Below are 12,296 nucleotides of genomic sequence, written 5' to 3'. Positions count from 1 at the left end.
ATTATCATATTATTAATCCATTAATAACATATCCCACGAATGCTAACATCAAGATACACTGATAGTTAACGGATGGGGGAAAGTTACAATGTCTACACCAACAGGTTTTATGGAATTCAAACGTCAACTTCCGGGTGACCGGAGCCCTTCCGAGCGGGTCAAGGATTGGGAGCAATTTCATAAGCATATGTCGGATGAAGAACTGCGGACACAAGGATCTCGCTGTATGGATTGCGGCACACCTTATTGTCACACAGGGATTGATATGATAGGTGGAACTTCAGGTTGTCCGGTGCATAATCTGATTCCCGAATGGAATCACTTGATTTACCGTGATTTGTGGAAAGAAGCGCTAGATCGTCTACACAAGACGAACAATTTCCCTGAGTTTACAGGAACGGTATGCCCTGCACCATGTGAAGGATCTTGTACAGTGGGGTTGATCGGGCAGCCTGTAGCTATTAAGACGATAGAGCAAGCTATAATCGATCGTGGATTTGAAGAGGGATGGGTCGTTCCTGAGCCTCCTGAGAAACGAACGGGACACAAGGTAGCTGTTGTTGGTTCTGGGCCGGCTGGGCTTGCTTGTGCAGCTCAGTTAAACAAGGCGGGACATGAAGTAACCGTTTATGAACGATCGGACCGAATCGGGGGATTGCTCATGTACGGGATTCCGACGATGAAACTGGATAAAGCCGTAGTTCAACGTCGTGTAGATCTATTAGCTGCTGAAGGCGTAAAATTCGTGACGAATACGGAGATCGGCAAAGATATTCCGGCTCAGCAACTCGTTGATGAATTTGCTGCAGTTGTTCTATGCGGCGGAGCAACGAAGCCACGTGAATTTAATATTGAAGGTAGCCAATTGAAGGGTGTACATTACGCTATGCCATTTCTGTCGGGTACCATTAAGAGTTATCTCGACTCGGGACTAAGTGACGGCAATTTTTTATCTGCTAAAGACAAAGATGTGATTGTCATTGGTGGGGGGGATACCGGATCAGATTGTGTAGCAACGGCGTTACGCCATGGCTGTACAAGTATCACGCAGTTTGGTACTCATACTAAAGCACCGATGCAACGAGATCAACTTCAGAATCCATGGCCTCAGTTCCCCAATGTATATACGCTGGATTATGCTCATGAAGAAGCTAAAGCGTTGTTCGGGGAAGATCCTCGTGAGTTCTCAATCATGACAACGCGATTTGTTGGCGATGAAGAGGGACAATTGAAGGAACTGCATACGATCGATATTCAGCGGATCGTTGATGAGACAGGACGTAAGATATATCAACCCATTCCAGGGACAGAGCGTGTCTTTCCAGCACAAATGGCATTGATCGCTATCGGCTTTGATGGTCCTGAATCAACGATTATCGAAGAGCTTGGGCTTGCACAAGATCGTCGGAGTAATGTGAAAGCACGTTATGGCAAATACACTACGAATGCAGATAAAGTGTTTGCCGCCGGGGACATGCGTCGTGGACAAAGTCTCGTAGTATGGGCCATTCATGAAGGGCGGGAAGTAGCCCGTGAAGTAGATAAATTCTTAATGGGTGCATCGGTATTACCTTAATTGGTCAACTCATTTCAACTAAAAATATGATATAATAGAGTTTAGCTACAGAGCTGCGCGGTGCGCGGCTCTTTTTTTGAGATTTACAGTTTTAATGAAGAAAAGGGGCGCTTGTGAAGATGAAAACGCTCGTTATCGCCGAGAAACCGGATATGGGGCGGACGATTGCTGCCGTAATCGAGCCAAAGGCGAAGAACAATCGGTCTTATCTAGAGGGTGACCGTTATATTATTACTTGGGCAATCGGCCATTTACTTGGATTAGCTGAACCAGATGCCTATGATGCCAAATATAAGAGATGGAAATTTGGAGACTTACCTATTTTACCTGTGCATTTCAAAATCGTGCCAAACCCACGAACGAAGGATCAACTTGGAACGATTGGAGAAGTTGCTAAACGATGTGATGCCATTGTCAATGCTTGCGATGCTGGGCGGGAAGGGCAATATATCTTTGCGTTGATTCAACAGCAGTTGAAGCTAAATCAGCCTGTAAAGAGATTGTGGATTTCGGACCTGACTGCGGAGAGTATAGCCAAAGGCTTCGAAGGACTGTACGATAGCTCCGAATTTGAGAATTTGACCTTAGCCGCTAGAGCACGAAGCGAAGCGGATTGGCTTATCGGTATGAATGCTTCACGTGCGTTTACGACAAAACATAATACGTTGTTGTCTGTGGGCCGTGTACAAACTCCAGTGTTAGCGCTCATTTACGACCGCCAAAAGGAGATCGAAAGCTTCGATTCCCTCACTTATTACGAGATCAAGGCTGAATTTGAGCAAACCGGTCGTAAGTACATAGGAACATGGCAAGGAGACCGGTTGACCGATGGAGAGAAAGCAGCGGCATTAGCTGATAAAGTTCGTGGCCAGAAGGGTAGTATTTCAGAATATGATGTAAAGGATACGAAAGAATATCCTTATAAACTGTATGACTTAACCCTATTGCAACGTGAAGCCAATGCAAAGTATGGTTATTCTGCGAAGAAGACACTTGATTTAGCTCAGGCTTTATACGAGAAGCATAAGGTGATCTCTTATCCACGGACAAGCTCCAACTATGTGACGGAGCAGAACATCGATGGGATGCACAAGGCGCTTCATATGCTGAAGTCAACTTCATATAAAGAATTAGCGGATGGTGCTAACCCAGGACTCGTTCATGTAAATAACAAATCGGTCTGCAATCCGACGCGAGTAGAAGATCACCATGCGATTCTCCCCACATTGAGACGTGGAGCTAATCTTAGTAAAGAAGAGCAGCATATTTATGATTTAGTTATTCGCAGATTCATATCGCATTTCTATCCTCCTGCTGAATATAAGCAGCATACCGTGTTGACGGTAGTAGAGGGCGAGACGTTCAAGACCAATGTGAAGGAACTGCTGTCGCTCGGTTGGAAAATATGTCAACCCGGGGATGATAATGCGAAATCTTCTGGACGGGGTAAGAAGAAAGAAGAGGAAGAAGAACAAGAAGAACTGGTAAGCGAACCGTTCCAGATCGATAAGGGCCAACCCGTTATCTGCCTAGATGCAGAGGCCAAAGAGAAGGCGACCCAGCCCCCTAAAGCGTATACCGAAGGTACTTTGTTAAGAGCGATGGAGAGCGCAGGTAAGCAACTAGAGAACGAGGAACTGCGTGATGCGATGAAGGATGCAGGACTTGGAACACCGGCTACACGGGCAGCGACGATTGAGCGGCTTAAGAATGTCGGATACATTACGATGCAGGGGAAAAGAATAACAGTAACGCAAAAAGGACGAACAGCGATCGAGCTGATACGTCATGCAGGCGTAGAATTGTTGACTTCTCCGGAAATGACCGGCCAATGGGAGCGACGTCTGTACCAAATTTCCAAAGGTGAAGCTGCCAGTGAGAAATTTATGGATAACGTCAAGAGATTTGCAATCTCTATTATTGATAAGGTGCGTACTCAACCTAAAGCAGATGCTTCCTTGTTCGAAGCGGGTGAAGAGGAGAAGAGTACGAGTAAGAGCAAGGGGAGTCGACAGAGTTCAGCAGGGGCTAATTCACGTGCAAAAGCTACCCCTGCCAAATCGACGTCTAAACCCGGTGTGTTAACACCACTTGCTCCTTGTCCACGTGAAGGCTGCGGGGGACAGCTTATTGAAGGTCGTAAAGGATTTGGCTGTACTCATTATAAACAGGGTTGTGGGTTCGTGATTTGGAAAGAGTACTCGGGTAAAAAAATTACGGAATCCATGCTAAAAACATTGTTGGATAAGGGGCAGACGCAACTACTGACCTTCAAAGATCCTGAAGGGGATTTCAAGGCTCGAATAATTTTGACGAATCGGACAACTGGTGGGCTTGAATTGAACAAAGTCGACGATTAGAAGAGGAGTGTATCCAATCATGTACGAGCAAAAAACGAAAGAAACCGACCAGAGTGTTATGGAGTTTATTGAGGACATTGAAAATATAAAGAAACGTGAAGATGCGTATAAGTTAGTTGATATTTTCACTGAGACGACGGGATATCCCGCAAAGATGTGGGGTCCGAGTATTATCGGATTTGGAGCATATCACTATAAATATGCATCTGGTCATGAAGGCGACGCACCGTTAGTTGGCTTTTCACCACGTAAAGCGAAGATTAGTTTATATTTTGCAACAGGGGAAACTGAGCGGGATAAATTATTACAAGACCTTGGGAAACATACGTCTGGAAAAGGCTGTGTGTACATTAACAAAGTAGCAGATATCAACGTTGAAGTATTAAAACAGTTAATCGACCAATCAGTAACGTTTTTGAAAGAGACATACCCTAGTGAATGATGAAACCCATAGAAACGTCTGTCAATGATGATGCATATCCTGATCTAAAGTTGAAGTTGGATTGGGATTAAATATAAAGCGGGGTGTTTTTCGTGTTGTTTTCCGTGATGCAACTCATTGGCGGCGTTATTCTTTCGTTAGGCTGGATTCCACAGATCATGCAAATATTGCAGACAAAATCGGTTGCTGACTTAAATATTAAATCATATTTGCTCATGTTACTGGGGATTAGCCTGATGGAGGCGTATGCTATAAATTTGGCAGGAACAGGTGTTGGGGTGGCTTTTTTGATCACGAATACGATGTCTTTATGTGTTATATTACTCGTCATCATCCTTATTATACGATATCGATCTTATAATCGGCCGAAGCGAGTGCCAAAGTGAATAGGGGATATTTACCTAAAGAAAAATGGATAGAACATCAGATGAGGTCTGATCGTTCTATCCATTTTTGTATTATCTTTGACTTAATTTTAGACTCTCATGAATGACTCGCGGCACATCTTCTAAAGAAGAAACAGTATACATGGACGTGTCGGTATTTTTCTTTAATTCAACGATATTGTATAACCATTCATCGGGTAACTTGATATACACGGTATTGATTCCAGCTGAGATGGCAGGCATAATATCAGTTCGTAAGCTGTTACCAATCATCCAAGTATGTTTACGCTCAAAGTAACGTGAGTTTAGAATACCTTCAAGAGCTTCGAAATTCTTATGTTGACGGATATATATCCGGTCCTGGAAGTAATCACCGAGCTTCATCTGTTCGATTTTACGTTTTTGAATGACGGATTCGCCACCCGTATACAAAGATAGCTCATGCCCTTGATTCTGAAGATAATCGAGCGTTTCCACCATACCGGGATAGGGCTCAATGGGTAGCTCGTACACGCTCATACCGAGCTTCATTAGATGATTTTCTTCCATCGCGGTATGTTCACGACCAACCTCTGAGCAGAAAAAGCGGTAAGTATCGATAAGCGATTGCGGGAAATGGAGACTAGCGAAGCCCACTTTGTCCACTCCGGCAACATCAATCTCAACTTGCTTGGCTCGAATCTCTGCAACATCCACTCTATAGGATTGAAACCAATCTACCATCAAATCAGCATATTGGCTTAGAATCAATTCGAAGTATTTATTACAATGGATTAGCGTATCGTCAAGGTCAAATAAAAGTTGTTGCTGCTGTATTGTCATCAGAGACGACCACTCCTTATCGTGTGAAAATCAGAATTAAGTATTTGCTATAATACCATAGCAGAAGTGATGCCCCCGGAGCAAATTCCCCATTGGAAGACGATATTGGATTATAGATATCTTGTGACGTGACTATAATCGCATATAGGATTCGAGAAAAATATTCAATTCTGAAATACCATCAGGACGAATGCTGAATTTCTCTGTGTCTTGATCCATAAGATGGATGCGCAGGAGCCCTGCAACCCTCAGCCTCATAAGATCATGCATTAATTTATCTTTGGATTGATTTAAATCCACCATCATTTGCTGCAAGGATTTAGGATCATCTGCTATATACCTTAGCAAGCGTAAACGTTCTTGATTGGCAAGTGCCCGAGTTAGACGAATGAGACAAGTTGGAGGTTCGTCCTCATTTACTTCGGGAAGATCGATAGGATACTGGATCAGTAGCACATTTGGGTAGAAACAGTAAGTATTAATCGGTCTAAAATGTACCGAAGGAATAATAATCACCTTATCAAGTTCAGGCCTTGGTTCCAGAACGAGGCCCCCAGTGGCATATTCAAGAAGTGCATCCGCGTCCATTTTATGAAGAAGTTCATTTTTCTCGGCGGCATCTTCCTCCAACAGCGGTTGAAACTGTGGCTTAACATCATTAAAGTACGTGTCATTCCAGATTCGTAACAGAGGAATGTAACGGTGAATAACTCGTTCAATATCATCAGTAGTCACTGTAGGAATGTAGGGTTTCAGCTGATGATATAATGCCTCAACTGTTGTTGTCGTGAGTTCATCAAAAAATTTATGAATGTCAGAAGAAGGATTTCTTTCAATAGTTAGAGCATATAAAATATCATAATCGGCAAATGGAAAGTAGGCCGCTTCCGTGAATAATATGTCCACTTCCGGGCTAAATTTTACTTTGATTTCATCAATCCATTCTGGTCCGATATCGAGATTATTCACCCATTTACGTGTTGTATATATCATAAAGCTGCTGAGCAGATCGTAGATTGGAGAAACGTCGACCTTCACTAGATAAGTCATGACAAGAAACCTCCCATACATCTTTGCATACAATTTCATTATGGCTTGTTTGCCATAGAATTGTCTACTATAATGTTTAAGTATTTGTACATATTACAATAGCAGCGGAAAGTCGTCAGCTCTGCCTGACGATTTTCTTTCATTTCAGGAGGACAACATAATTGACAGCCACAGAATCTATACCTAAGCGTTCTATTCCACCTTCTATGATTCTCATTTTAGTCATTGTGATCTCAGGACTTAGCCAAGGCTTATTGCTTCCGGTATTATCTATCTTCATGGAGGAAAGAGGGATATCGTCATCGGTTAATGGGATGCATGCTGCGGCATTGTATATCGGTTCCTTTGCCATGTCGATAGTAGCTGAGAGATTACTTGGTGTAGCAGGCTTTAAGAAGCTTTTGTTAGGGGGGCTCGCACTAGTTATTATAGCTCTACCTGCGTTTCCCTTGATATCAGATTTAAAATTTTGGTTAGTACTTCGATTACTTGTTGGGGCTGGGGATAGCGCCATTCATTTTGCCTCACAGCTATGGATGCTATTGATTTCCCCACCGGGTCAGCGGGGGAGAAATATTTCAATATATGGAATGTCTTATGGTCTAGGATTCAGCATTGGTCCATTAGGGATTAGATTACTTCCATATGGAGAATGGTTACCGTTCTTTCTGCTTTCTTGTCTAACTGCGATGATGGCGTTACTTGTCTATAATCAAATGCCGGATACTCGTCCAGAAAAGGCAGAACCTATTGAAGGAGCAGGGAAACAAAAATATTCCCTTATTTATCGGCTTGCCTGGTTTGCACTGTTGCCTTCATTATTGTACGGTTATATGGAAGCTGTGATGAACACTAATTTTCCGATTTATGGACTTCGCACTGGACTAAGTTCGGGACAAATATCTACGTTGCTACCTTTCTTTGGCGTGGGGGGACTTATTCTTCAGCTACCCCTTGGTTATCTCAGTGATCGTTATGGGAGAAAAATCGTGCTCATGTCTGCTGGAGTAGGCGGAGGGCTTATGTTTCTTGCTGTTCCGTTATGTGGAAATAGTTTTATGGGGCTTGCGTTACTATTTATGGGGGCTGGTGGTCTTGTGGGATCATTCTTCTCCCTAGGACTCGCATATGCTGCGGACATTTTACCACGTAATTTATTACCGGCAGCTAATGTCATCGCCTCATTTCATTTTAATCTCGGTAGTATCGTAGGGCCTAACTTGGGTGGTGCGATCATGGATGTGGGCTCCGCATCATTGCTTTTTATTATCCTAGGGTCATCATATTTGGTATTTACGGCCTCTGGTATACTTTTCCGGCCAAAACTGACCAAAAATTAATCAAATATTAAGACGGTGTAATAGATTTTCAGTTCTATTTCCAATACACTATATATAATAGAGGAAACATCAAAGGAGAATCGGACATGATTAAGGTAAATAACTTGCATAAATCTTTGACTGATGAAGGAAATAAAAGACATATTTTAAAGGGGATAACTACTCAATTTGAAGCTGGCGAAATGATCGGAATTGTTGGTCCTAGCGGTAGCGGTAAAAGTACATTACTTCGCTGTCTCGCCCTGCGTGAAAAATGGGATAACGGTGAATATACTTGGGATGGAAATTCTGTTATTAAGGGTGGAGGACGTGGCCCTCAGAAATACCGCTCCAAATGTGCATATTTGGAACAGAATCCGTCGCTGATCATTGATAAAACGGCTCTCAAAAACGTCTTGATTGGACAAGCGGGTCAAGTATCAAGATTACGTCGACTCGTTGGTATGGTTCGGTCAGATGATTATATGGGCGCTATGGATGAGCTAGAAAAATACGGTTTGCTTGATAAAGCGAAGCTAAAAGCTGGTAACCTCAGTGGTGGCGAGAAACAACGTGTTGCCATTTGCCGTGCACTAGTGCATGGGGCGGGATTTATCGCGGCGGATGAGCCGGTAATTGGTCTTGATCCTAAGACAGCGGAGCATGTCTTAAATACATTAAAAACATTGTGTAAAGAGCAAGATAAGATTGTGATCGCAGCACTTCCAATAGAGCTCGCTGAGAAGTTCTGCACACGGATATGGGGAATAATTGACGGGGAGTTACGCCTCGATGTGAAGGGAAGACGGCTGACAATGGATGAGAAGCGGTCAATCGATTTGGTATGAGCAGAGTCATTGGGTGGGCTCTGCAACGATGGATTCCAGTAATTGCAGGTGGCCTACTTCTAATTTTCTTAAGTGGATGCACCTTCATAAGCGATCCCAAAACACTCATGAAAACGCCGGAATTGACATCTGAGAAGGAGAGTCTCAAAAGTGTCATTGAAGCAGAGTTAAAAGGTGCGCCACTCGTTAGGCCACGAAATGTAAGTGATGTCAGTGCCATTCGGGTAATGGATCTGAATAAAGATGGAATCATGGAAGCTGTTGTGTTCTATGAAACCCCTGAAGAAACCGTGCGAATCCATGGTTTGATTCTTGAGAAGCAGGGTGACACTTGGGAACCGAAAGTACATTTTGATGGAGAAGGTCAAGTGCTTGAGTCGTTTGATCTCAAGGATATGACTGGTGACGGTCATATTAATATCATTGCCGGATTTTCAAGTGGCGACAGTGAATTGCAAAAAGGCCTTAACATTTATAGCTATAATGGATCAACAGTAGAAAAGTTACTGTCCCTACCATACAACCACTTTGTAATTGATGATCTCAATAATGATGGAGCACCTGATATTACTGTAGTGACGCTAAAAAAAGAGCAATATTCTACGGTTACGACTTATCAATATAGTGATTCTTTTCAAGAACTGGATCAAATACAACTCGAAGACCACATCAGCGAATACTATAACGTGGTTCATGGCAATGTTACCTCAAAAGTAAGAGGAATCATTCTAGATGCTGCTCTTGGCACGAATGATGCCTATTCTCATATTATTGTCATGAAAGATAACAAGCTAGTGGATTTATTGGATCAGGATTTTACGTATAAGGCATATCCGATCATGAGCGGTGATGTGAATGACGATGGTATTCTAGAAATTGGCCGTTTAGAAATCCCTAAAGGCTGGGAGTACATCTCATTTGATGAAATTCCTTGGTTGTTCTCCTATTACCAATGGGATGAGGAAAAAGGCTTGAAGTTTGTTATGCAGCAATATATGGACTTGCTCGGAAGATTCTATTTCAGTTTTCCAAACGAATGGCGGGGTAATGTCACGATTGATACAGAGCATTCTGACAAGAATGAGTACCTCAGGTTCATTCGCATTGACAACAATGAGACGCTCGCCGAAATCCGCTTCTTCAGTTTATCCGAGTGGGAACGCTATAAATCTGATTGGGAGCTACTCGTCAGAGATAAGGATAAAGTGATAGGGTTCTTGAGTCATACCGATCTGAAAGTAAATAAAGGTGAAAAAGAAATTAAGCGATAATCGCTAATATTGGAAAAGGAGGAGTTATTGTTGAGCAAAGTATTGATATTAGAAGATGAAGAATCAATTCGCAGCTTTATCGTCATTAACTTAAAACGTAACGGATTTGAAGTGTTGGAGGCAGCTAATGGGCATGAAGCGTTAAGTCAACTACAAAGTGTACCCGACATTGACATTGCCTTGTTGGACGTGATGGTTCCGGGGATTGACGGTTTCGAAGTATGTCGTAGTATTCGGGAGACCAATGAACGGATCGGGATTATTTTCCTGACTGCTAAGGTGCAGGAACAGGATAAAGTTTACGCACTATCCGTGGGTGCTGATGATCACATTAGTAAGCCATTCAGCCCAACAGAGCTGATTGCTCGGATTCAGTCACTGCTTCGGAGAGTGAACGTTTATCGGGAGAGTAGCGCGAAGGTGTCATTTACTTCTGGTCCATTCACCTTAGATCTCATTTCAAAACAGTTCAAGAAATTGGGACAGCTTATCGAATTGACGCCAACGGAATTTTCTCTGATTCAATATTTCCTTGAGAAAGAGAATACACCACTTAGTCGTGATCTATTGCTCGATCATGTGTGGGGCAAAGAATATATGGGGGATCCCAAGATCGTCGATGTGAATATTCGTAGACTCCGGCAGAAGATTGAGAATAACCCTTCCGAACCGGCCTTCCTGCAAACGGTATGGGGGCATGGCTACAAGTGGAAGGGCGAAGGACAATGATTAAGAAAGGAATCGGACGGCAAATCGTTCTTCATTATTTTATCGTAGTGTTTGTCACGCTGCTTATGGTGGAGGGTATTTTCGCTGTTGTCATCCGAACGTATTATTACGATACAATATATAACCATATATCGAATCATTCGGCTTGGGCGTCTGATTATTTTCAAAAATTCGTACGATTGTACGCTGAGAAAGATCCAAACTATTTTACGGAGATGCTACGTACTTTTGAACTGAGCAATACGGAATTGATGATCCTTAATAATAAAGGCGAGGTTCGAGCAAGTAGTACACAGTTTCAAGCGGATAAGGCGATACAGACGAGCGATGTTACTCAGGCAATGGCTGGTGTGGTGGGTAGCAAATGGATCGGACGACAGGCCTCTACTGGTGAATTAGTCATGTCTGTGTCTACGCCTCTTCAGGTGAGAGGTGAGAACCGTTATATTGTTCGGTATGTCACATCTCTAGAAGAAGTGAACTCAAAATTAATGTCACTTACCATATTCTCAATTGGAATAGGGGGTGCCGTATTAGCGCTTGTAACCCTGTTCAGTATCGGGCTTGCCAATTCAATTGTTAAGCCAATTAACAACATCAGGGCCGTATCGGCTGAAATGGCTAGGGGTAAGTTTGATAAGCGGATCAAAGGAAATTACAAGTATGAGTTGGGAGAGCTAGCATCCACACTTAATTATATGGCACAGGAAATCGTACGAAGTAATCAGATTAAAGATGATTTCATCTCCTCTATTTCACATGAGCTTCGGACGCCGTTAACAGGTATTAAAGGCTGGAGTGAGACATTAACATCCGGCGGTTTTGATCCAGCGGAGACAAAGATAGGGGTTGGAATCATTGCTAAGGAGACCGACCGTTTGATCGGTTTGGTAGAGGAAATTCTTGATTTCTCCAAGTTGCAACAGAATGAGATGAAACTTGTCATTACTCGCGTGAATCTGAAAGAAATTCTCCAGGAAATCATGCTTAATGTATGGGCAAAAGCGGAACAAAAACAAATTCAGTTGAAGCTAGATGACAAAACCAATCGAACCGTATTTGTAACTGCTGACGGTAATCGGTTGAAGCAGGTCTTCCTGAATATCGTAGATAATGCCATTAAATTCTCGAATGAGAATAGTTGGATTGAACTTGTGCTCAGAATTACAGACAATCATCAAGTCCTAGTTGAAGTCATTGATAGTGGGATAGGTATTAGTGAAGAGCATTTAAAGAAAGTGAAGGATCGATTCTTCCAGGTTAATCATCAAGGCGGAGGAACGGGTCTCGGGCTTGCGATTAGTCAACAATTGGTCGAGCTTCATAATGGCCAGATGGATATTAACAGTGAACTTGGAGTGGGGACGACAGTGTCTGTAATGTTGCCTCTACTTGAACTGACAGAAGCTGATGATGTGCCGGGGCAAGGAGATAACACTTCACAGGATGCTGAACAAATTAATAGACAAGATGGAGAGGAGGATCTGATTTGA

At 42.8% G+C, this 12,296-nt stretch carries 11 protein-coding genes; 9 read left to right on the top strand and 2 right to left on the bottom strand.

Features of this window, described 5'->3' with window-relative positions; all coding sequences use genetic code 11:
• The first annotated feature begins 88 nt into the window (after nt 1-88).
• The 4 genes from IEW05_RS10380 to IEW05_RS10365 all read left to right on the top strand — a co-directional run bounded on the left by IEW05_RS10380 (nt 89) and on the right by IEW05_RS10365 (nt 4,764).
• Nucleotides 89-1,576: a glutamate synthase subunit beta gene (locus IEW05_RS10380; RefSeq protein ID WP_188538386.1), complete on the top strand. Its 1,488-nt coding sequence runs from the start codon at nt 89-91 to the stop codon at nt 1,574-1,576.
• 119 nt (nt 1,577-1,695) lie between these two features.
• Entirely contained in the window at nt 1,696-3,936 is a 2,241-nt protein-coding gene (locus IEW05_RS10375; protein WP_188538384.1) for a type IA DNA topoisomerase, read from the top strand.
• 19 nt (nt 3,937-3,955) lie between these two features.
• On the top strand, nt 3,956-4,378 hold the full coding sequence (locus IEW05_RS10370) for a DUF1801 domain-containing protein (RefSeq protein ID WP_188538382.1): 423 nt from the start codon (nt 3,956-3,958) through the stop codon (nt 4,376-4,378).
• Between the two features lie 107 nt (nt 4,379-4,485).
• Entirely contained in the window at nt 4,486-4,764 is a 279-nt protein-coding gene (locus IEW05_RS10365) for a PQ-loop domain-containing transporter (RefSeq protein ID WP_229753430.1), read from the top strand.
• 72 nt (nt 4,765-4,836) lie between these two features.
• Here IEW05_RS10365 and IEW05_RS10360 read toward each other — a convergent pair whose 3' ends face one another.
• Both IEW05_RS10360 and IEW05_RS10355 read right to left on the bottom strand, forming a co-directional pair.
• Nucleotides 4,837-5,586: an HAD family hydrolase gene (locus IEW05_RS10360; RefSeq protein WP_188538376.1), complete on the bottom strand. Its 750-nt coding sequence runs from the start codon at nt 5,584-5,586 to the stop codon at nt 4,837-4,839.
• A gap of 132 nt (nt 5,587-5,718) precedes the next feature.
• Nucleotides 5,719-6,636 (bottom strand): ArsR family transcriptional regulator, encoded by a 918-nt coding sequence (locus tag IEW05_RS10355; RefSeq protein WP_188538375.1) that lies wholly within the window; start codon nt 6,634-6,636, stop codon nt 5,719-5,721.
• Between the two features lie 206 nt (nt 6,637-6,842).
• Here IEW05_RS10355 and IEW05_RS10350 point away from each other — a divergent pair, with 206 nt between their 5' ends.
• From IEW05_RS10350 to IEW05_RS10330, 5 genes are all read left to right on the top strand, one after another.
• Nucleotides 6,843-7,976, top strand: a complete 1,134-nt coding sequence (locus IEW05_RS10350; protein WP_188540813.1) for an MFS transporter — start codon at nt 6,843-6,845, stop codon at nt 7,974-7,976.
• Nucleotides 7,977-8,062: 86 nt separating this feature from the next.
• Complete coding sequence (locus IEW05_RS10345) at nt 8,063-8,803, top strand: phosphonate ABC transporter ATP-binding protein (protein ID WP_188538373.1); 741 nt, start codon at nt 8,063-8,065, stop codon at nt 8,801-8,803.
• Complete coding sequence (locus IEW05_RS10340) at nt 8,800-10,074, top strand: hypothetical protein (protein ID WP_188538370.1); 1,275 nt, start codon at nt 8,800-8,802, stop codon at nt 10,072-10,074. Before IEW05_RS10345 ends, IEW05_RS10340 begins: the two co-directional genes overlap by 4 nt.
• A 30-nt stretch (nt 10,075-10,104) precedes the next feature.
• Complete coding sequence (locus tag IEW05_RS10335; protein ID WP_188538368.1) at nt 10,105-10,803, top strand: response regulator transcription factor; 699 nt, start codon at nt 10,105-10,107, stop codon at nt 10,801-10,803.
• A complete protein-coding gene (locus IEW05_RS10330; RefSeq protein WP_188538366.1) occupies nt 10,800-12,296 on the top strand; it encodes a sensor histidine kinase in 1,497 nt (498 codons plus the stop codon). Before IEW05_RS10335 ends, IEW05_RS10330 begins: the two co-directional genes overlap by 4 nt.

This window comes from Paenibacillus segetis (genome assembly GCF_014639155.1).
GTDB classification, from domain to species: Bacteria; Bacillota; Bacilli; order Paenibacillales; family Paenibacillaceae; genus Fontibacillus; species Fontibacillus segetis.
Note: the sequence above shows the minus strand (reverse complement) of the source record. Positions and strands in the feature narration are given on the sequence as shown.

Coding starts and splice junctions, on each gene's coding strand:
- IEW05_RS10345 (WP_188538373.1), top strand. CDS start 8,063: ATGATTAAGGTAAATAACTTGCATAAATCTTTGACTGATGAAGGAAAT.
- IEW05_RS10340 (WP_188538370.1), top strand. CDS start 8,800: ATGAGCAGAGTCATTGGGTGGGCTCTGCAACGATGGATTCCAGTAATT.
- IEW05_RS10350 (WP_188540813.1), top strand. CDS start 6,843: ATGATTCTCATTTTAGTCATTGTGATCTCAGGACTTAGCCAAGGCTTA.
- IEW05_RS10360 (WP_188538376.1), bottom strand. CDS start 5,586: ATGACAATACAGCAGCAACAACTTTTATTTGACCTTGACGATACGCTA.
- IEW05_RS10380 (WP_188538386.1), top strand. CDS start 89: ATGTCTACACCAACAGGTTTTATGGAATTCAAACGTCAACTTCCGGGT.
- IEW05_RS10370 (WP_188538382.1), top strand. CDS start 3,956: ATGTACGAGCAAAAAACGAAAGAAACCGACCAGAGTGTTATGGAGTTT.
- IEW05_RS10330 (WP_188538366.1), top strand. CDS start 10,800: ATGATTAAGAAAGGAATCGGACGGCAAATCGTTCTTCATTATTTTATC.
- IEW05_RS10365 (WP_229753430.1), top strand. CDS start 4,486: ATGCAACTCATTGGCGGCGTTATTCTTTCGTTAGGCTGGATTCCACAG.
- IEW05_RS10375 (WP_188538384.1), top strand. CDS start 1,696: ATGAAAACGCTCGTTATCGCCGAGAAACCGGATATGGGGCGGACGATT.
- IEW05_RS10355 (WP_188538375.1), bottom strand. CDS start 6,636: ATGACTTATCTAGTGAAGGTCGACGTTTCTCCAATCTACGATCTGCTC.